The organism is Marimonas arenosa, from assembly GCF_030848945.1.
Classification (GTDB): Bacteria; Pseudomonadota; Alphaproteobacteria; order Rhodobacterales; family Rhodobacteraceae; genus Marimonas; species Marimonas arenosa.
Window position 1 is genome coordinate 613797 of record NZ_JANHAX010000003.1, and the last position, 20708, is coordinate 634504.

At 64.3% G+C, this 20708-nt stretch carries 18 protein-coding genes and 1 tRNA gene; 5 read left to right on the forward strand and 14 right to left on the reverse strand.

Annotation, left to right across the window (positions count from 1 at the left end):
• The first annotated feature begins 4 nt into the window (after positions 1-4).
• The 3 genes from NO357_RS13160 to ureG are packed head-to-tail and all read left to right on the forward strand — an operon-like array spanning position 5 to position 1687.
• Positions 5-442 carry an urease accessory protein UreE gene (locus NO357_RS13160; RefSeq protein WP_306736133.1) on the forward strand — a complete coding sequence of 146 codons (438 nt, stop codon included), beginning with the start codon at positions 5-7 and terminating at the stop codon, positions 440-442.
• Complete coding sequence (locus tag NO357_RS13165; protein ID WP_306736134.1) at positions 432-1079, forward strand: urease accessory protein UreF; 648 nt, start codon at positions 432-434, stop codon at positions 1077-1079. The genes NO357_RS13160 and NO357_RS13165 overlap by 11 nt, the downstream gene beginning before the upstream one ends.
• The gene (gene ureG / locus NO357_RS13170) at positions 1076-1687 is read left to right on the forward strand and encodes an urease accessory protein UreG (protein ID WP_306736135.1); all 612 of its coding nucleotides are present in this window, start codon (positions 1076-1078) and stop codon (positions 1685-1687) included. Before NO357_RS13165 ends, ureG begins: the two co-directional genes overlap by 4 nt.
• A gap of 8 nt (positions 1688-1695) precedes the next feature.
• Here the strand turns inward: ureG and NO357_RS13175 are convergent, their stop codons facing one another.
• From NO357_RS13175 to NO357_RS13210, 8 genes are all read right to left on the reverse strand, one after another.
• The gene (locus tag NO357_RS13175; RefSeq protein ID WP_306736136.1) at positions 1696-2427 is read right to left on the reverse strand and encodes a proteasome-type protease; all 732 of its coding nucleotides are present in this window, start codon (positions 2425-2427) and stop codon (positions 1696-1698) included.
• Between the two features lie 7 nt (positions 2428-2434).
• Positions 2435-3232: a transglutaminase family protein gene (locus NO357_RS13180; RefSeq protein WP_306736137.1), complete on the reverse strand. Its 798-nt coding sequence runs from the start codon at positions 3230-3232 to the stop codon at positions 2435-2437.
• A gap of 3 nt (positions 3233-3235) precedes the next feature.
• Positions 3236-4177, reverse strand: coding sequence for an alpha-E domain-containing protein (locus NO357_RS13185; protein WP_306736138.1), 942 nt, complete (start codon positions 4175-4177; stop codon positions 3236-3238).
• 4 nt (positions 4178-4181) lie between these two features.
• Positions 4182-5606, reverse strand: coding sequence for a circularly permuted type 2 ATP-grasp protein (locus tag NO357_RS13190; RefSeq protein ID WP_306736139.1), 1425 nt, complete (start codon positions 5604-5606; stop codon positions 4182-4184).
• A gap of 176 nt (positions 5607-5782) precedes the next feature.
• Entirely contained in the window at positions 5783-7834 is a 2052-nt protein-coding gene (locus NO357_RS13195; protein WP_306736140.1) for a hypothetical protein, read from the reverse strand.
• Positions 7831-10581 (reverse strand): DUF4159 domain-containing protein, encoded by a 2751-nt coding sequence (locus tag NO357_RS13200; protein ID WP_306736141.1) that lies wholly within the window; start codon positions 10579-10581, stop codon positions 7831-7833. Before NO357_RS13200 ends, NO357_RS13195 begins: the two co-directional genes overlap by 4 nt.
• Positions 10578-11468, reverse strand: a complete 891-nt coding sequence (locus tag NO357_RS13205) for a DUF58 domain-containing protein (protein WP_306736195.1) — start codon at positions 11466-11468, stop codon at positions 10578-10580. The genes NO357_RS13200 and NO357_RS13205 overlap by 4 nt, the downstream gene beginning before the upstream one ends.
• Positions 11469-11470: 2 nt before the next feature.
• Entirely contained in the window at positions 11471-12478 is a 1008-nt protein-coding gene (locus NO357_RS13210; protein WP_306736142.1) for an AAA family ATPase, read from the reverse strand.
• A 69-nt stretch (positions 12479-12547) separates the two neighbouring features.
• Between NO357_RS13210 and NO357_RS13215 the strand changes: the two genes are divergently transcribed.
• Complete coding sequence (locus tag NO357_RS13215; protein WP_306736143.1) at positions 12548-13144, forward strand: DUF1285 domain-containing protein; 597 nt, start codon at positions 12548-12550, stop codon at positions 13142-13144.
• A 98-nt stretch (positions 13145-13242) separates the two neighbouring features.
• Here NO357_RS13215 and NO357_RS13220 read toward each other — a convergent pair whose 3' ends face one another.
• From NO357_RS13220 to NO357_RS13245, 6 genes are all read right to left on the reverse strand, one after another.
• Positions 13243-14352, reverse strand: coding sequence for a flagellar basal body P-ring protein FlgI (locus NO357_RS13220; RefSeq protein ID WP_306736144.1), 1110 nt, complete (start codon positions 14350-14352; stop codon positions 13243-13245).
• Entirely contained in the window at positions 14349-15359 is a 1011-nt protein-coding gene (locus NO357_RS13225; protein WP_306736145.1) for a flagellin, read from the reverse strand. Before NO357_RS13225 ends, NO357_RS13220 begins: the two co-directional genes overlap by 4 nt.
• Before the next feature lie 3 nt (positions 15360-15362).
• On the reverse strand, positions 15363-16817 hold the full coding sequence (gene flgK, locus NO357_RS13230; protein WP_306736146.1) for a flagellar hook-associated protein FlgK: 1455 nt from the start codon (positions 16815-16817) through the stop codon (positions 15363-15365).
• Positions 16818-16876: 59 nt separating this feature from the next.
• Positions 16877-18178 (reverse strand): flagellar hook protein FlgE, encoded by a 1302-nt coding sequence (locus NO357_RS13235; protein ID WP_306736147.1) that lies wholly within the window; start codon positions 18176-18178, stop codon positions 16877-16879.
• Between the two features lie 98 nt (positions 18179-18276).
• Positions 18277-19143 carry a flagellar motor protein MotB gene (locus NO357_RS13240; protein WP_306736148.1) on the reverse strand — a complete coding sequence of 289 codons (867 nt, stop codon included), beginning with the start codon at positions 19141-19143 and terminating at the stop codon, positions 18277-18279.
• A gap of 97 nt (positions 19144-19240) precedes the next feature.
• Positions 19241-20266, reverse strand: a complete 1026-nt coding sequence (locus NO357_RS13245) for a LacI family DNA-binding transcriptional regulator (RefSeq protein WP_306736149.1) — start codon at positions 20264-20266, stop codon at positions 19241-19243.
• 170 nt (positions 20267-20436) lie between these two features.
• On the opposite strand from NO357_RS13245, the gene NO357_RS13250 reads away from it, so the two are divergent.
• Positions 20437-20513: transfer RNA gene (locus NO357_RS13250), tRNA-Arg, on the forward strand.
• The last annotated feature ends 195 nt before the right edge of the window (positions 20514-20708 follow it).

The following is a 20708-nucleotide window of genomic DNA, read 5'->3' on the forward strand; positions in this document are numbered from 1 at the left end:
CCGAATGAGCTTACCAACTGCTCGCAGTGTGAAACACAGTCACTACGGCGATGACCGTGTCCGGCTGACCTATGACGAGCGATTTCTCCGCCGCAAGGTCCTGACCGCGGTGAGCGGAGAGCGCTTTGTGGTCGATCTCGAACGCACCACGTCGCTTGGTTCTGGCGATGCACTTGCACTTGAAGACGGGCGGCTGATCTCGGTTGTGCCGGCCGAAGAGGACCTGCTGGAGGTGACCGGTGACCTGACGCGGCTGGCCTGGCATATCGGCAACCGGCACATGCCCTGCCAGATCGAGTCCGGGCGCCTGCTGATCCAGCGTGACCACGTGATCCAGGAAATGCTGGAAAAACTGGGTGCCGGGTTGCGTATGGTGTGCGAGCCCTTCACGCCCGAGGGCGGGGCGTATGGCCATGGACGCACCCACTCCCATGCCCACTAGCATCGGCTTTCTGACACTCAGCCAATGGCTGTCGCCCGCCTATCCGGTGGGTGCCTTCGCCTACAGCCATGGGCTGGAGGCGGCGGTGGATCGGGGGTGGGTGCGTGATGGCGAGGCGCTGGAACACTGGCTGGAGGACGTCCTTTTGCATGGTACGGGGCGGTCGGATGCGCTGCTCCTTGCGGCGGCTTTTCATGCCGCAACCGACCAAGACCTCGCCGAGATCGACGCCACCGCACGGGCCTTTGCGGCGTCGCGAGAGCGGCTGCTGGAGACCGAGCAGATGGGGGCAGCGTTCTGCGCCGTCACGGCGGCAGTGTGGGCGGCGGATTTGCAGGGGTTGACCTATCCGGTGGCGCTGGGCCGTGCAGCGCGGTCAGAAGAGATCCCGTTGAAGCTGACAGCGACGATTTACCTGCAAGCCTTCCTGTCCAATCTGATCGCGGCAGGGCAGCGCCTGTTGCCGGTGGGGCAGACCGCGGCGCAGGCGATGCTGCGCCGTTTGACCCCCCTTTGCGCGGACGTGGCCGACGAGACAAACGACGGCGATCTGGAACGGCTGTCCGGCAGCGCCTTCCTGTCGGACATCGCGTCGATGAAACATGAGACCCAGTATTCGAGGATATTCCGCACATGACGAGTCCGAACGGCCCCCTGCGCATCGGGATCGGCGGCCCCGTGGGCGCCGGCAAGACCACGCTGACGGCGGCACTCTGCGAGGCGTTCCGCGACAGCCGTTCGGTGGGCGTGATCACCAACGACATTTACACGCAGGAAGATGCCGAGGCATTGATGCGGATGCAGGTGCTGCCGCTCGACCGGATCATCGGGGTGGAAACCGGGGGTTGCCCGCACACGGCGATCCGCGAGGATGCCTCGATCAACCTTGCCGCCGTGGCCGAAATGGAGGCGCGTCATCCCGAGGTCGAGGTTGTGTTCATCGAATCCGGCGGCGACAACCTGTCGGCCACGTTCAGCCCGGAACTGGCGGATCTGACGATTTATGTGATTGACGTCGCTGCGGGTGAAGAGATCCCGCGCAAGGGCGGCCCGGCAATCACTCGTTCGGATATCCTGATCATCAACAAGACCGACCTGGCGCCGTATGTCGGAGCCGATCTGGAAGTAATGCGGCGCGACTCGGAGCGGATGCGTGGCGGCAAGCCTTTCGTCTTCTCCAACCTGCGCGCGCGCGAAGGCGTGAACGATATCAAGGCGTTGATCACGGAGATCGGGGCCGTCTGACGGCTGAGTCAGAGGTGGAAGTCTGGAAGGCTGTCGAGCGCTTCTTTCAGCGCGTCGCCCCAGCCTTTTGCGATGGTCTGGAAGTAGGCGTCGTCGCCTTCGACCCGACCGTTAGGGCCGATGCAGAGCGAGTCGTTCTCGTAGAGATGGAAGTCAAAGGGTGCTCCGACCGAGAGGTTGGCCTTGACCGTCGAGTCGAAGCTGACGAGCAGCAGCTTCATCGCGGTCTCGAAGCTCATCTTCGGGTCATAGGCGCGCACCAGGATCGGACGGCCATACTTGGTTTCGCCGACCTGGAAGAATGGTGTGTCGCGCCCGGCCTCGATGAAATTGCCTTCGGGATAGATCAGGAACATCCGTGGCGGGCCGCCGGCGATCTGGCCACCGAGGATCAACGTGGCCTGAAAGGCGCTGTCGGCCTGCTGACCAGCCTCGCGGTGCTCGTCGATCACCTCGCGTAGGGTGTCGGCGACGAGCCTTGCCGCCTGGAACATCGAGGGCACCGCCAGCAGCGAGGGTTCGCGCTCTTCTCGTGACTTGGTGCGCTCATCAAGCAGGCTGACCACGGCCTGAGTGGTCGCCAGGTTGCCCGAGGACAAGAGGGTGAGTACGCGGTCGCCCTTGTGTTCCCACGTGGTCATTTTCTTGAAGGTCGAAATGTTGTCCAGCCCGGCATTGGTGCGGGTGTCTGACATGAAGACCAACCCCGCATCAAGCATCATTCCCACGCAGTATGTCATCCACGCCTCATTGCTGCGCTACGTCGATCTGGACCTCGAGCAGCTCGCCCGCGCCACCGATCCGGGTGCCAGATACAGGCGCGGCATCAGAATAGTCCAGCCCTGTTGCGACGCGCACGTAGCGGGCGTCGGGAGAAATACCATTTGACACGTCGAAGCCGACCCAGCCCAGGCCTTCGACATGGGCCTCGACCCAGGCGTGCATGGCCTCCTGCGCGATCCGGTCGTTCAGCATCAGGTAGCCCGACACATAGCGCGCCGGGATGCCCATTTTGCGGGCGCAGGCGATGAAGACATGGGCGTGATCCTGGCAGACCCCGCGGCCGGCTTCGATGGCGTCTTCTGCGGTCCAGTTGGGTTGGGAGGTGCCGACCTCGTAGCTGATGGCCTCACCGATCCGGACCGAGATATCATGGAGCATGTCGAGTATCGAAGTCGTGTCGAGCCCGTGCACCAACTCGCGGACGCCAGCGCGGGCCTCGGTCCGCGGTGTGGGCTTAGCATAGAGCCAGAGTGGCGCCGGCCCGCGATGACGACCGACGACGCCATGCGTATCGGTGAGTTCGACTGTGCCTTCCGAGACAAGCTCGAGCGCCGTGGCGTTGCGATCGATGCTGATCAACTCGACGACGTTATGATGGTGGTCTTCGAAGCTGAGTTCCTTTCGTCCGCCGGTGATGTTGGTGCGCCAGTCGAGCACATGCTGCTGGTGCGAATTCTTCGGGGTCTTGCGCAGTTGCTGGAGAGCGTAGGTTACAGGCTCTTCGAAGCTGTAGCGCGTCGTATGTTTTATTTTCAGCTGCATGCGTCACTCATAGAAGCGGAAATCCTGTTCGATCTGTCGGGCGAGGTCGGCCAGCAGAGACAGCGTTTTCTGGATGAATTCGTGCAGGCCATAGTCGAACACCTCCGCGATGTCGTGGGACAGGTAATTGGTTTCGATATGTGCCACCAATTTTTGTGAGTCACAGGGTTTCGACACACGAGCATTGAGATAGCGCAGGTTGTCCTTCAGCTTGCTGACGCAGAAGGCCAGGCTGCGGGGCATGCGCTTGTCGAAAATCAGGAAATGGGCGATTTCCTGCGGGCCCCCTTCGGCGCCGTATTCCATGCGGAAGCCGCCCCGGGCCGAGACCGAGCGCAGGATGCTTTCCCATTGCACGTTGTCGATCGAACTGCCGACCGCGCTGACCGATGGCAGCAGGACGTAATATTTCACGTCGAGAATGCGGGCCGTATTGTCGGCACGTTCCAGGAAAGTGCCGATGCGCAGGAAATCGTAGATGTCGTTGCGCAGCATCGTGCCGTTCACCATGCCGCGGACCAGGGCAGTGTTTTGCCGGATCGTGCGCAACACCGCTGGCAGATCGCGTTCGATCACCTTTCGTCCCAGCGTGTCCTTTGACATCATGTAGGTGGCGTTGATCGCCTCCCAGACCTCGCCGGTGATTGCCGTGCGCACCAGCCGGGCGTTCTGCCGGGCGGCAGAGATGCAGGACTGGATCGACGAGGAGTTGTCGCGGTCACGCAACAGCCAGTTCAAGGCGGCATCCTTGGTGACGGTGTTATGCGAGGCCTGAAAGCCCGTCAAAGCCCCGGCCGATTGCAGGACCGAGACCCATTCCTCGTCGGAATTGCCGAGGCGAGTGAGGCCGATCCTCTGCCCGGTTTCGATCAGACGGGCGGTGTTCTCGGCCCGCTCGAGATAGCGGGACATCCAGAAGAGGCCGTTGGCGGTTTTCCCCAGCATGACGTCAGTCCTCCAGCACCCAGGTGTCCTTGGTGCCACCACCCTGCGATGAGTTCACCACCAAAGACCCCTTCTTCAGCGCCACGCGTGTCAGCCCTCCGGGCGTGACATGGATTTTTCCCGGGCTGACGAGCACGAAAGGACGCAGATCGACATGCCGTGGGCTGAGCCCTGCGCGCGAAAAGATCGGGACGGTCGACAGGCTAAGTGTCGGCTGGGCGATGTAGTTTCCGGGCCGTGCGTTGAGTTTGCGACGGAAGGCAGCGATGTCCTTCTTGCTGGCGGTCGGGCCGATCAGCATGCCGTAGCCGCCCGAGCCGTGGACTTCCTTGACCACCAGTTCCTCGAGATTGTCGAGCACATAGGCGAGCGCCTCGGGCTCGGAACAGCGCCAGGTCTGCACGTTCTTGAGAAGCGGCCTCTCGCCGGTATAGAATTCGACGATCTCGGGCATATAGCTGTAGATCGCCTTGTCATCGGCGATGCCGGTGCCGGGGGCGTTGGCGACGGTGATGTTGCCGGCACGGTAAACATCCATGATGCCGGGCACGCCCAGCGCGCTTTCGGGGTTGAAGTTGAGCGGATCGAGGAAATCGTCGTCGACCCGCCGGTAAAGTACATCGATCGGTTTGTAGCCACAGGTGGTGCGCATGGCGACGCGACCGTCGACGACCCGCAGGTCGTGACCTTCGACCAGCTCAACCCCCATCTGGTCGGCCAGGAAGGCATGTTCGAAATAGGCCGAGTTGTAGATCCCGGGTGTGAGCACAGCGACGACGGGGTCGCCGGAAGCGCTCTCAGGCGCGCAGGCGGCCAGGGAGCGGCGCAGGTTGGCCGGGTAGTTCTGCACCGACTGCACCCGATTTTGCGAGAACAGCTCCGGGAACATCTGGAGCATGGTCTCGCGGTTTTCCAGCATGTAGCTGACGCCCGACGGCGTGCGGGCGTTGTCTTCGAGCACAAAAAATTCGCCCGGGCCGGTGCGCACAAGGTCGATGCCGACGATGTGGGTATAGACGCCGCCCGGGGGTTCGACCCCGATCATGTGCGGCAGGAAGGCGTCGTTGTGGCTGATCATCTTTTCCGGGATACGTCCGGCCTTCACGATCTCTTGCTTGTGGTAGATGTCGTGGAGGAAGGCGTTGATGGCGCGAACCCGTTGTTCGATGCCGCGCGACAGGCGATACCACTCGGCGCCCGAAATGATCCTGGGAATGATGTCGAATGGAATGAGCCTTTCTTCGGCCTCGGCCTTGCCATAGACGTTGAAGGTGATGCCGGTGAGGCGGAACAGCTCGTCGGCGTCGCGCTGTTTGGCGCGCAGGCGGGCGGGGTCTTCCTGGTCGAACCAGGAATGGAAGTCACGATAGGGCTCGCGCAGCGCGCCGTCCGTGCCCCACATCTCATCGAATATGTCCGTTGTGGTCATAGCTATCGTCCCGCTCTGATCCGCCCAAGAACAGCATGGCCCGTGGGCGAAGACCATTCAAGTTCGGTATTGATCGTGTGGGCGATCGGAACGCCGCCCAAATTTGCACCGCGGCGTCCAGATATGCAGCAACTCCACGCTGATTTGACACTCCGGCATCGGGGGCCGCGGCGCATTCAGCGGCGACCCTCGCGTAGCCAGGCGCCGATGAAGAGCGCCGAGGCGAGAAGCAGGACCAGCCAAGCCGGCAGGAGCGGGGTTCGCGACACGCCCTTGGTTTCGAAGGCGCCGCGTGGCGTGAGGCCGAGCCAGCCGCGGCCTGCAGCAGGGCGGCCAACACGGACCTGGCGCAGGTTGGGTATGCCTTGGTGCAGCTGGGCCACGCCGCCGCGCATCTGTGCTATCACCGGGTCAAGCAGGGCGCTGCTGGCGACGGTTTCCACGAATTCGCGCGGAGCCGCGGGACCCAGGCCCACGACCGCTTCCTTGTCGCCATTCTTGAGCCGGTAGAGCCCGATCTCGTCGCCTTCGTGGAGCACTTCAAAGCGGCCGGGGTCGGTTTCGGCGAGTGGGAGTTCAGCTGTCTCGCCCGTGGGCGAGGTGATTGTGACGGTGCCAACATCCTGCGTCAGCGACCGGCGGATAATACGTAGGGTTTGGCCGGTGGGCTCGGCCCAAAGCGCTTCTTCCTCGAGCTCGGGTTCCTTCATCATCCAATGTGCCAGCCGCCTAAGCAGTTCGAGCTGCGGCCCGCCACCTTCGAAACCGCGGCTCCAGAGCCAGGCATGATCCGAGGCCAGGAGCGCCACCCGGCCCTCACCGACCCTATCAAGCATCAAGAGCGGGCTGCCGTCATGGCCCGACATGACCACGTTGCCGGCCTGTTCCGTGACCTCGATCTGGCGCATCCAGCGCCCCCAGTCCTCCTGGCCCTCAGGTGCGCGTAGCCCGGCGGTCACCGGGTGACGCTGGCCGAGCTCGGTGATCTCGGGGCGGAAACCCTGTTCGATCACCCGGGCGGTGGGGCTGGCCGGCAGGATTTCGGCCAGCGGTGAGCGGTAGAGGCTGTCGGCCGAGGCGAAATCGGGACCTGCGGCAATGAGGATCGCGCCGCCAGTTTCAGCATAGGCGCGCACGTTGTCGAGATAGAGCGAGGGCAAGATACCGCGACGTTTGTAACGGTCGAAGACGATCAGGTCGAAATCGTTGATCTTTTCGAGGAAAAGCTCGCGCGTGGGAAACGCGATCAGCGACAGCTCGCTCACCGGCACGCCATCCTGCTTCTCGGGCGGGCGCAGGATGGTGAAATGCACGAGGTCGACCGAGCTGTCGGATTTCAACAGGTTGCGCCAGGTGCGGCCGCCCGGGTGTGGTTCGCCCGACACCAGCAGCACCCGCAGCCGGTCGCGGACACCGTTGATCTGGATCAGCGCAGTGTTGTTGCGGTCGGTGATTTCGCCCTCCGCCATGGGCACGGTGAATTGCAGCACGTTGCGGCCGCCGTGGGGCAGGGTGACAGGCAGGTCGACCGGTTCGCCGACGGGGATCTGGAAAGCCATCGGCGCACCGCCGTCGACGGCGATTTCGATTTCTGTGCGGTCGAGTCCTTCGGGCACGGCGCCCTGATCCTCGACGCGAAGCGTGAGGGTGATTTCCTCACCCAGAATGGCATAGGCCGGCGCGTTTTCGACAATCAGGCGGCGGTCCCAGTCCTCGGGCTGGCCGGTCAGAAGAAGGTGCAGCGGCGCGGGCAGGTCAGGGGCGTTGTCGATGTCGTGGACGCGGCCGTCGGAGATCAGGAAAAGCCCCGATATCCGCGCGCGCGGTTCTTCGGCCAGGGCATTGGCCAGCGCGGTCATGGCCAGCGTGCCGGCATCACCTTGTCCGTTGGGCAGCTCGACACGACGCAACTCGGTATTGGGTAGGGCGGCGATTCGGGTTGCGAGGGCGTCGGCCGCGGCCTCGGTGGCCTCGGCGCGCTCGGCGAGCTGCTGGCTCGAGCTGCGATCAACCACCATCAGGGCGATGTCCGGCAGGTCCTCGCGATCTTCTTGCTGCCAGACCGGGCCAGCCAGAGCGGCGAGGATCACCGCGGCGCCGAGCGCGCGCAGCGCCCATCCCGACAATCCGCGCCACAGGGCCAGCGCAACGCCACCCAGGGCGAGCACGAAACAAGCCATGAGAACCGGCCACGGCAGAAGCGGATCGAACAGGATGGTCGTGCTCATTGCCCCAGCCTTTCCAGCAGTGCCGGGACGTGCACCTGATCGGATTTGTAATTGCCCGTCAGCACGTGCATCACAAGGTTAACGCCAAAGCGGTAGGCCAGTTCGCGCTGACGCTCGCCTGCCAACCCGCGACCGACAGGGAAAATCGGCTGGCCGCGCTGATCCATCGCCCAGGCGGCGGCCCAGTCGTTGCCGCCGACAATCACCGGGGTGACGTTGTCGTTGAGATTGCGGAACGGCATGCCTTCGATCTTCTCGGAATCCGCTGGGGCAGCTTCGACCCAGACATCGCGGCTGGTATGGCGGCCGGGGAAATCCTGCAGGAGGTAAAAGGCCCGAGTCAGCACATGGTCGGACGGCACCGGTTCGAGCGCGGGAATGTCCAGCGGCGCGGCGAGTTGCTGCAGCTTGCGCCCATTGGGCGAGGCGGTGCCGAACCCGGCGACATCGCCGTCGCGGGTGTCGAACAGGATCATTCCGCCGGAACGCAGATAGCGGTTAAGCTTTTCATAGGCCGCGTCCGAGGGACGTTTCTGGTCCGGGGTGACAGGCCAGTAGAGCAGTGGAAAAAAGGCCAGTTCGTCGCGCTCGAGATCGACGCTCATCGGTTCGGCAGGTTCGACCGAGGTACGGAAAAAGAGCGTCTCGGACAAACCGAAGAGACCGGAGTGGGCGGTGTCGTCGACCTGCTTGTTGCCGGTGAGCACATGCGCAAGCACGACCTCGGCGGTGGCTTCGACGGCGGTGATGTCGTCGGCGCGGTTTTCGGTCGGAATGGTGAGCAGGGCGGCACAGGCGATGACGGCGGTTCGGGCGCCGGCAAGCCGGCCGGTCAGCGCCAGGGCCGCCAGGATATCGAGGGTCATCAACCCCAGCGCCAGGGCCAGCAGCCAGCCACCAAGCGGGGTTTCCTGCGCCTTTTCCAGTCCGCTCACGGTGATCCGGACCGGCCAGGCTGCTGGCGCGAGCCGGTCGTCCGGACTCAGGACGTTGCGGGCGATCTGTCGTTCCTCGCTCGTATAAAGACCCGGTTGCAACATGGGGCCGAGCGCCGCCTCGGCGAGGTCTTCGCCGCTGACACCGGGCAGATCGTCACCGCTTTTCAGCGTGCCGAAACCGTCGAGCACGCGCACCGGATGCCAGGTGGTACCAGCGAGGTCTTCGGCCGAGGGCACCGCTATGGCTGATGAAACCGACAGCCTTTCGAGCATCGACACGAAGAGCCCTGACAGCGGCAGGGACGACCATTCGGCATTGGCGGTGACATGGAACAGCACGACCTGGCCCTGTCCCAGCTTCTTGCGGGTGACCAGCGGAGTGCCGTCCGAAAGCGTGGCGATCACGCGTTCGGCAAGCGTCGGGTCGGGCTGGGCCATGACTTGCGCTGTGACTCGGACCTCATCGGGGACGGGCAGGCCGAAAAAGGGTGAGTCCTTTTCAAACGGTGCCAATGTCTTGGGCGCCCCCCAGCTCATCGCGCCGCCGACGCTGCGGCCACCGACGCGCAGCCGCACCGGCATGAGTGGGTGCTCCTCGCGCCGGCTGATTTCGCTGGCCGCCAGCCGTGGCCCGGCAAAGCGCAGAAGCAGGCCGCCTTTTTCGGTCCATTCACTGAGTGCGGTCTCTTCGGCGGCGGTCAGCTGGGCAATGTCGGCCAGCACAACAACGTCGGGATTTGCCGGCAGCACGTCCGAGAGCGTGCCTTCCAGCAGGTCGGCGCTGGGGGCGAGCGCCCTGCGCAGGTAGTGCAGCGGCGACAGCAGTTCCAGTCCTTCGCGGTTCTCCAGGCCAGCGACCAGCGCCACTTCGCGTCGGCGCAGGCTGTCGTCGGTGAGGGCGAGACCGCCGGCGCTGTCCTGACCGGCGATGCGGAAACGGGTGAGACGCCCGCGCAGTTCCGCCGGCAGGTTCAGGGTGCCGGTGGTGCCGTCTTCGTCCGCGGCGAAGCTCAGCGGCAGGTCGGCCAACACCCGTTCGGTGCCCGTCGGGTCGCGGCCATGCGCTTGCACCAGGATGTCCTGCGGGCCCGTGCTCCGGCTGCGCAGCGCCGTGACCTGCACTGCGCCGTCCTCGATCGTGACCGGGGCCAGGGCGAGGACCGCAGCCGGCGCCTGGAAGACCGAGACGCGCCCATGTCGTTCCAGAGCGGCAAGCAGATCGTCGCGGCCGACACGGTCCAGACCGTCGGACATCCACAGGGTTTCGAACCGTGCGCCGTCTTCAAGAAGGGCAACGAAGGCGCCCTGCATGGCAGGTGTCGGAGACCAGGGATTCGGCGTCAGACCGGCAAGCCGGCTTTGCCAGGCGGCGGCCGACTGGAAAAGAGGCGGTTCGGGCTGGGTCAGGCGCGAAATCGCGACGGGGCGCCCGTCGCGTCCGGCCTCGTTCAGCAGTTTCGACACCATGTCGAGCCGCGCGGTCCAGCTGTCCGCGCTGGCCCAGCTGGCATCCAGGAGGATCAGCAGCGGGCCACGGTCGGCGGCGCGGCGTTCTTCGGGGTTCAACACTGGCCCGGCAAGCCCGAGGATGACCGCTGCTACGGCGGCCATACGTAACAGCAACAGCCACCATGGCGTTCGGTCAGAGACGCTGTCATCGTCGCGTAATCCCAGCAGAAGCACCACGCCGGGAAAAAACTTTCTGACCGGCGCGGGAGGAATGGCGCGCAGCAAGAGCCAAAGAATCGGCAGTGCGATCAGCGCTGTCAGCAGCCAGGGCGCGGTGAAAGCGATGGGGCCGAGCGTCATGCCGTACCTCCGTCGAAGGCGGCGTAAAGCCACAAGAGCGCCGATTGTGCGCTGTCTTCGGTGTGATGGCAGAGATAGCGCCAGCCGGTCGCGGCGCAGAGTGCGGTCAACTGGTCCTTGCGCGCGGCGAGGCGGTCGAGATACCGGTCGCGAAGTTCGTCGGCCTTGAGGGTTTCATGCGCCAACGTTCCACCGACGCTTTCGAAGATGGTGCGGCCACGGAACGGAAAACCCTCTTCGCTAGGGTCGAGCACCTGCAGCAGTACGCCGCGCACGCCGCGGTCTGCGGCCTTTGTCAGAGCGGCAGTGACGGCGGCAATGTCGCCGAGGAAATCCGAAGCGAACAGCGCCCGGGCATGGGGCAGCATGCCGCGGGCCTCGGGGGCGGCATAATCGGCCACGTCATCGTGGGAAAGGCTCTGAGCCAGACGCCGGATCTGCACCTCGCCGCTTTGTGGTGGCAGGGTGCTGCCGGTGAGGCCGACGCGTTCGCCGGCTCGGATCAGCAGGATCGACAGGGACAGGGCCAGCAGCCGGGCCCGGTCGGCCTTTTGCGGCAGGTTGGTGGTGCTGGCGAAGCGCATCGAGGCCGCCTGATCGACCCAGAGCTGGACGCTCTGGGCGATCTGCCATTCCTTCTCGCGCACGAATTGCGCATCCGAGCGGGCCGAGCGGCGCCAGTCGATCATACGGCGCGAATCGCCGGGGCGGACGGGCCGGTATTGCCAGAAATCGTCGCCTAGTCCGGCGCGGCGGCGGCCGTGTTCGCCCAGCAGCACGGCACCTGCCAACTGTTCCGCGCGGGCGAGAAGCGGCGGGAAATACGCCGCTTCGGCCTCGGCCCGGGCCCGCAAGGTGGCCGAAGGCGCGGTGTCGGCGGGAGCCATGGTCACGCGGCAGCCTCCTGGCGGAGTACGGCGTCGGCAGTGGTGTCAATCAGCTCTGTAAGGCGTTCGCCGCGAGCTCGGGCGGCGAAGTTCAAGGCCATGCGGTGGCTCAGCACTGGCCGGGCCATCGCCAGAACGTCGTCGGTGCTGGGGGCCAGCCGCCCCTGCAACATCGCGCGGGCGCGCACCGTCAGCATCAGCGCCTGCGCCGCCCGCGGCCCCGGTCCCCAGGCGACCGAGTTGCGCACGGTCTCGCTGGCGGTTGGATCTTCGGGGCGGAAGGCGCGGACCAGATCGAGGATCTGTTCGACCACCGCGTCGCCCACCGGCATTCGCCTGAGCAAGGTCTGTGCGGCCACCAGTTCGGCCGGTGAGAAGACATTGTGCGCTTCGTCCTCGGCGACGCCGGTGGTGGCAAGAAGGATGTCCTTTTCAGTGTCGCGGTCGGGATAAAGCACGTCGATCTGAACAAGAAAGCGGTCGAGCTGCGCCTCGGGGAGCGGGTAGGTGCCTTCCTGTTCGATCGGGTTTTGGGTGGCGAGCACGTGGAACGGTGGCTCGAGCGGGCGGTCCCGGCCGGCAACGGTGACCTGACGCTCCTGCATCGCCTGCAGCAGTGCCGACTGGGTGCGCGGACTGGCCCGGTTGATCTCGTCGGCCATCAGCAGCTGACAGAAGATCGGCCCGGGAATGAACTTGAAGGTTCGGCTGCCGTCTGCGCCGGTTTCCAGCACTTCCGAGCCCAGAATGTCGGCCGGCATCAGATCGGGGGTGAACTGCACCCGGTTGGCGTCAAGTCCCATCACGGTCGAGAGTGTCTCGACCAAACGGGTCTTGCCGAGGCCGGGCAGGCCGATCAACAGGGCATGGCCGCCGCACAGCAGAGCCGACAGCGCCAGGTCGACAACAGTTTCCTGGCCGATGAAGCGGCGGGTGATCGAGGCCTTGGCCCCGGCCAGTTTCGCTTCCAGCGCTTCGATGTCGGACACCAGGTCCGCGTGCTCGGTCATGGCAATGCTCCTCGGGATGCGTTACGCTTATGCACGAGTTTAGCGCGCTTGGCAGGAATGTAAAAAGCTATGAGCGGACAAATGAACGTGAGGCCCACGGCCGAGGGCATCGCGGCGGCGGCACGGATGGCTGCGAAGGGCAAGGGATTGCCGCCGGTGCATCTGTGGAACCCGCCGTTCTGTGGCGACCTGGATATTCGGATCGCGCGGGACGGGACATGGTTCTATCTCGGTACGCCGATTGGGCGGCCTGAACTGGTGCGACTGTTCTCGACGATCCTGCGGCGTGATGGTGACGACTACTTTCTGGTGACGCCGGCCGAGAAGGTCGGAATAACCGTGGACGACGCGCCTTTCGTGGCGGTTGATTTCGAGGTGGACGGCACGGGACAGTCGAAAAAACTGACCTTCCAGACCAATGTCGGCGATTTCACCGTCGCCGGGCCGGATCACCCGATTCGGGTGGTGCGTGATGTCGAGACCGGCGAGCCGTCACCCTACGTGACGGTGCGCGACCGCCTCGAGGCGCTGATCGACCGCAAGAGTTTCTACCGCCTGGTTGATATAGGAAGCCATCACGAGGTTGAGGGCGAAAGCTGGTTCGGGTTGTGGTCGGGTGGACGATTTTTCCCAATCATTCCTTCGGCAGAGTTGAGCGCAAGCTGAGCCGACCCAGGACCTGTAGACGATTTCGGTTTCGCCCGGCGACGTCTTCACCGACTGCTGTGCAAGGTTATCCGAGCGGTTTTGTGCTTGCAGACAGGTCAGTTCACTACGAATTCGGCATGCAGCGCGCCGGCGGCCTTGATGCTCTTGAGGATGTCGATCATGTCGCGCGGGGCAACACCCAGCGCGTTGAGCCCGGCGATGACCTCGGACAAGGATGTTCCGGGCCGGATTTCGGCCAAACTGATGCCGGGCTCTTCCTCAAGCTCGGCCTGGGTGCGCGGTACCACCACGGTCTCGCCCTCGGCGAACGGGTTGGGCTGCACCGCGAGTGGGGTTTCCCGGATGCGGAGGGTAAGTCCGCCTTGACTGACTGCAACACGAGAGATTCGCACGCCCTCACCCATCACGATGGTGCCGGAGCGCTGATCGACCACCACGCGGGCTTTGCGTTCGGGCGTAACCAGGATGTTCTCGATCCGGCCTAGGGCGTGGGCTGGTGACCGCATGCCGGTGGCGCCAACACTGAGCCGCACCGTGCCGGGATCCAGCATCAAGGCCACGCCGCGTCCGAAATTGCTGTTGATCGCCTGTTCGATTCGCGCGGCAGTGGTGAAATCGGGCTCGCGCAGCGCGAGCCGAAGGGACTTGAGCGAGCCGAGGTCAAACTCAATCTCGCGTTCGACACGCGCACCGGCAGGTATCACGCCGGCAGTCGGCACGCCCTGCACCACGCTCGCGGCCTCGCCCGCGGCGGTGGCGCCGCCGGCGATCACCGTGCCTTGAGCCACGGCATAGATCTGGCCGTCGGCGGCGTTCAACGGAGTCATGATCAGCGTACCGCCGAGCAGGCTTTTAGCATCGCCGATGGCCGACACCGTGACGTCGATCTTGCCGCCCGCGCGGGCGAAGGGTGGCAGGCTGGCGGTGACGAAGACGGCGGCAACGTTCTTGGGGCGAAACTGTTCACCGGTGACGTTCACCCCGAGGCGCTCGAGAATGTTCGACATGATCTCTTCGGTAAACGGCGCGTTGCGAATGCCATCGCCGGTGCCGTTGAGCCCGACGACGAGGCCGTATCCCACCAGATCGTTGCCGCGCACCCCGTCGAATTCGACCAGGTCCTTGATGCGGATGCTGTTGGCGCTGGCGGCTATTGGCAGACTCAATAGCAGAAACAGGAGACTGGCGCGGAGACGGCGGATCATCTGAGATACTCCACAAGCGACAAGCCCGACAGCCGCGCGGTGGCGGTATAGAGCGCTTCGAGTTGAAACTGGACGTTTTCCAGCCGTGTGGCGGTGTCGTAAAGATCGACCCCCAAAAGCTCGCCGCGGGCCATCTCGAGGCCGGTACTTTCAGTCGACAACCGGGTGCGGTTCTCCTCGATCCGGGCCTCGGCGTATCCGAGATCGGCACGGATCTGGGCTAGTTCGTCCTGGGCGGTCATCATGCCCTCGCCGGCGGCGACCAGCAGCTCGCCCTGAAGATAGCTGGGATAGGCCAGGTCCGGGTCCGAGGCCAGCGCGGCGATGGTGGTGTGTTTGAGCATGTCGCGCACGATCTGGCTGTCACCGCGCAGGTCGAGATCGACGGTTTCGCCCTCACCCACGAGGAAGGGTGGCAGGTCGGTGTCCGAGCCGAGATAGCCCACGGTTTCGAAGCCGCCGCCGGGCAGGTTGAACCAGTCGTCGATGGCGGTGAGAATGCCGCCCAGCGTGACCTCGCCGGCGACGGCGATTTTCAGGTCCGCGATGAAGGTATCGGCCGAGGCAAAGCTGAGCGCATCGGTGGCGATACCGGAAAACAGCGCCCGACCCGCGACATTTGTGTTGAGCGCCGACAAAAGCGCCCCCAACTCGCCGCGGGCGGCGTTCGAGGCGGTCTCGGTCACCTCTGGCAGGGAGGTTTTGCCGGCCATTACCAGGTCGGCCGACAGCTTGGTCGTTGTGTGCTGAACCCGGTCGAGCGCGGTTTGCATGGCCCCGGTGACGAACGCGGCCTCTTTCGCGGCGGTGGCGAAGCCTTCGTTGACGCGCAGCCCGCGTTCGATATCGCCAAGATAGGCATAGTTGCCGTCGAGGTGTCGCGGGATGTCGGCGGCGGTGCCGCTTGCCAGTTCCTGACTCAGCCTGGCGAGGTCCTGATTGAGCCGTAGGTTCTGGCGGCGCAGGATGAAGCTGCTGGCGAGATCTCCTATCGAATAGAGGGGCATGCGTCAGATCCTCATAAGGGCTTGCATCATGTCGTCGACCACTTCCATCATCCGCGCGTTGGCGGCATAGGCCTGTTCGATCAGCATCAGGCGCTGCATCTCCTGATCCGAATCGACCCCTTCCTCGAGGACCTCGGTATTGACAGCGGAAAAGCGTGCGGCGGCGAAACTGACCGCCTGGTCGCTGACCTCGCGGGCCGACCCGATCTCGCCCAGGAAGGTGGCCTGCAAGTTTGTGGCGGACTGCGCCCCGGTTCCGAAATCGCCCGAGGTCGGCACGCGCAACACGTTGAGCGCTGCTTGCATGTCCTGGAGCAGTTGCGAGTTGCCCACCGGTCCGGGCACCGCGGCGCCGAGCCCGTCACGCAGCCGCCAGGTGGCGCCGCCGGCGTCGGGATCGACCGCGGCGTTGATCTCAAGCCGGCCGGCAAGGCCCATCTCGTTGGCGGCGGCAAAGGCCAGTCCGCCGTCGGTAAACAGCCCCGGATCGCCCGGCGCGCGGGTGGCGTCGAGCCCGGCATCCTGAAAGCGCTCGACCAGGTCGCGCGCCACGGCGTCCAATTGGCTCTGGGTTTCGGGCGCCAGTTCGTCGCGGATCTGGAACAGCGCGGCCAGCCGACCGCCGCTGATCGGGCCGCCCGAGGGCGCCGTGGAAACCGGTTCGCCGTTGATTTCAAGTCCGGAGAGCAGCCCGCCGGCCAGCGTCATGTGCGGCACGACCACGTTGGTAGGGCTAAAGCTCAGTTCGGCGGCCGTACCGTCGACCAGGATGGCACCGCCCGGAGTGAAAAGCGCGATCGCACCGAGATCGCGCTGAAATTCCTTGACCGGCACGATCTCCGAAATTTCGTCGACCAGAATCTGGCGCTGATCTTGCATCGCCGAGGTGTCGCGGCCGTTCACCATGGCATGCGAAATCTGGATGTTGAGATCGCGGACCTGACCGAGGGTGGTGTTGAGCCGGTCCACCGTGGCGCCGATTTCGCGATCAGCCTCGCCGCGCAGGGTTTGGATACCGTCAGAGACGCGTGCGAAGGTCTTCACCACCTCCGTCGCGTCCATAAAGACCTGGTTCAGCCTACCGGCGAGGTCCGGGCGACTGGTCGCCTGGACGAGGCTTGCCTCGAAATCGGCTATACGGGCGGAGAGCGAGTCGCCCGCGACCGGGGTGCCGACCAGTGCTTCGAGACGCTGGAAAAAATCGGCAAGCCGGCTGCTGCCGGCCTGATCCGAACTGGCCATGCGGCGCTCGGCGATGAGGCCGGGATTGGCATGGCGGAGGATGCCGTTCACTTGCACCCCACCATGGCCGCCGATGACGCGCGCGCTGACTTCAAGCTCGCGCCGGCCATAACCCTCGGTCATGATATTGGAAAGGTTCGAGGCGGTGATCTGTGCCGCGCGCGAGGCCGCGGTGAGCCCCGACAGTGCGTTCGAAAGGGCGCCGGACAGACTCATGGAAGTTTCCTCTGCTCAGGGGGGGAAGGGCGGCGGGACCTCTATGGCCCCGGCACCGGTTAGCGCTTGATGTTGGTGGTTTCCTGCAACATTTCGTCGACGGTCTGGATGACCTTGGCGTTCGACGAATAGGCGCGTTGCGTTTCGATCATTGCCGTCAGTTCACCGGCAACATCGGTGGTCGATTCCTCACGCGCAAAGGCGACGATGTCGCCGGTTGGCCCGTCACCTGCGTTCCACAGGAAATAAGAGCCGCTTTCGGGCGAAGGCAGATAGGTTTGTTGATCGAGCGTGACCAACCCATTCGGATTGGGCAGATCGACCAGCGGGATCTGATAGATCGTGCGGGTGATGCCGGTATCAAAGAAGGCATGCACGAAGCCGTTGGGGTCGACCTCAACCGAGGTCATGTTGCCAACCGGATAACCATCCTTGCTGATCGAGACCGGCGCGAAGGTGTCGCTGAGCTGGGTCAGACCGTCGGCGGCGCCCAGAAGGCCGATATTGACCTCCATCGGGCCGCCCGCCACGTTTGCGATCAGGGAGCCGGTAGCGGGATCGTAGGCGCCGCCGCTGATGGTCGCCACCGACAGGAGCGTACCGCCCGCGGTCCGGCTATCATCGAAGGTCAGCGTGTATTCGCCGATCACGGCGCCGGGGGTGGCGGTATCGGTGATCACCATCGTCCATTCGTTCGACGAGCCGGTGCCTGGCACGGTCGGCGTAAACTCGATCGAGATGTTTTCGGACGTACCGAGATTGTCGAAGTACTCGATCGACAATTCCGATGCCGAGCCAGCCGCCCCGGCTTCGGTTTCGGTGGCGGGCAGGTTGATCCCGAGGTCGATCCGGGTGGTCGGTTCGCCGGAAAACTGGTTGACGTTGATCTGAACCGGTTCCAGACCGTCCGACGTGTCACGCGGGAAAGTGGGCACCGTGCCGTCGGGCAGGGCCGGCCAGCCCATCAACACGAGGCCGGATTCAGTGACGAGATAGCCCTGATCGTCGGTGCGGAACGAACCAGTGGTGGTCAGCAGCATCTGCGGGTTGCCATTGCCGGCCTCGACTTCGGTGATCGAGGTCACGGGCAGCATTCCGCGGCCGCGCACCGCCAGATCGGTCGGGTTCGACGTGGCTACCAGCGCACCGCGCTCGTCAATGAGGCGCTGGGTCGTGGTGCGCACCCCGCCGGCGGAATAGGTTCCGCCCGTCGAGGAGATCACCATCGAGTGGAAATCGGCTTCGATCCGTTTGTATCCGAATGTGGCCGAGTTCGCGATGTTGTCGGAAATGGTCGCCAGGCGGGTGGCATTGGCGGCAAGGCCTGCCACGCCGGCATTGAGCGAGGATGAAATCGTCATGGATACGCCTTTCTGCTGCATCGACCTCAGGTCTCGATACGAGGCATAAAGGTTGCCGCTTAACAGCGCGCTAACGTCTAAAATCCTCTGGACATTCGTTAGGGGCTCCGCAGCAGGACGATCTCGATCCGGTTGTTGCGCACGGCCATCGGGTTAGTTACGGCCGGTTGATTGTCAGCATGGCCGGTGACGCGGGTGACGCGGCCCGTGGCGAGCCCGCTGGTCTCGAGCAGCCCGCGCATGGCATCGGCGCGCGACGACGACAGCTTCCAGACGGGGTTCTGCGCCACTACGACCGGCCGTGACCGGGCATGACCGCCGATCGCCACCTTGTTTTCGACCAGCGGGATGATCCGCGCCAGCATCGTGCTCAGATCGCGCAGCGCCCGGGTGGGCGTATCGCTGTCGCGCTTGAACAGCGGCACGGTTTCGAGATCGAAGAGTTCGATCACGAGGCCCTCGTCGGTGACGCGGGTAACGATATGCTTGAACATCTCGTCGGTCACCGCGCTTTCGCCGCCGAGGCCCGCCAGCGCCTCCTCAATCCGGGCGAAGGCAAAGTCACTTTCGCTGGCCTCGGCGGAGTTTTCGCCGCGGGCGTCGGCCCCGTGCTGTGACAGTCCGTGTTCGCCGCGGGCCTGGTTCGCTTCGGTCGGTTGGCGATTGGTAGCGCCGGTACCGCTCTGCGGCAGTGTCATTTCCGAAAACACGCTTTCCCCGCCGAACGCCCCGTCGCCGCCGCCCGAGATGCGGTTGATTGGAATGGTCGGGCTGAAATAATCGGCCACGCCCTTGCGTTGCTTTTCAGTTGTCGCGTTCAGCAGCCACATCAGAAGAAAGAAGGCCATCATCGCCGTTACGAAGTCGGCGTAGGCGACTTTCCAGGCACCGCCATGATGCCCGTCGCCGCTGATGACTTTCTTCCTCTTGATGATGACCGGCGCGGCATTGCTCTTCGCGCGCATCTCCACCACCTTGATTACTCACCCGGGGCAAGGATTAGCAGCCGGGTGTTACCGGAGGTTTAATGCGCGAGTTTTTGCTATCTTGCAGTCTGGACGCTCAACTGCGCAGCGTATCGCCGCGCGACAGGGTCGGAGTCAGTTCGATCCGTTCAGGCGACGTGTCGCCGCTATCTTCGCGGCTGCGGGCCAGGATGATCTCGGCCGCCTTCCTGCCGATCTCGAAGCGACAGGCATCCATCGTGGCCAGACGCATCGGCAGGCCTTGCAGCAGCTCGACCCCGTTGAACCCGGCCAGCCCCATCTTTCCGGGAATGCGCACGCCTTTTTCAAGCAGGTAAAGCAGCCCACCGGCGCCGATCATGTCGTTCGAATAGTAGATGAAATCCAGATCCGGCGTGCGCTTGAGCACGGTTTCGGTCATCTCGCGACCTTTGGCCAGCGCCGAACCGCCGGAATAGAATTCCTGATCAGCCACCTCGATTCCGGCCTTGGCCAAGGCTTGGGTGAACCCTTCGAACCGTTTGCGGGCGCGGTGGTCGAGCGGCATCTTGGTGCCGAGAAAGGCGATACGCCTGTAACCCGCCGCCGCGATTGCTTCGCCCATCTTCCGGCCGGCGGTGCGATGCGAAATGCCGACAACGCTGTCGACCGGCTGGCCATCGGTATCCATGATCTCGACCACCGGAATGCCGCTGGCCTTGAGCATGGCGCGGCTGGCGTCGGAATGCTCGAGCCCGGCGATGATCACGCCCGACGGACGCCACGAGAGCATCTCGTAAAGCACCTTCTCTTCCTTTTCGGGAAGGTAGTCGGTGATCCCGACCACCGGCTGCAGCTCGGTGTCTTCCAACGTGCGGCTGATCCCGGTCATCACCTCGGGGAAGACCATGTTCGACATCGACGGGATGATCACCGCCACCAGGTTGACCCGCTGGCTGGCCAGCGCGCCGGCGATCTTGTTGGGCACGTAACCCAGCCGTTTGGCCGCCTGCAGCACCTTCTGGCGGGTCGCCGCGGAGACGTCGCCGCGGTTGCGCAGTACCCGGCTGACCGTCATCTCGGAAACACCGGAAGCTTCGGAGACGTCGCGCAGGGTCAGGGGGCGATTGGATGGTTTGTTCAAGGGCGGCTTCCCGGCTGGTTTCGCAGTCAGTTAGCCCGAAGCAGGAGCTTTGTTCAAGCGCGCCGCGCTTTTTGGTCACGGACTGCGGCGGGCAGATGGATTGCGGTCCCAGCATCAGAATCGACAGGGCGATGACATCCCCGATTTCCCACGGTAAGAATGCGGCACGCGGCCCCGTGGCTCAACTGGATAGAGCAGCCCCCTCCTAAGGGGCAGGTTGCAGGTTCGAATCCTGCCGGGGTCGCCATTTCGTCAATGCCGGATGCCACACAACGACGCGTTGGGATGCCCGGAGGCATCTGTTGCAAAGCGGCCGCAGGTGAGCGCCGGTTTGCGCGGGCATCCGCCGATCCGGCAAAACCGCCCGAGTTGCCAAAACCTCGGCTGGGAATGGCCATTTTGAAGCCACATTTTCTCATAACCCTCGACCCGCTGAATAGTT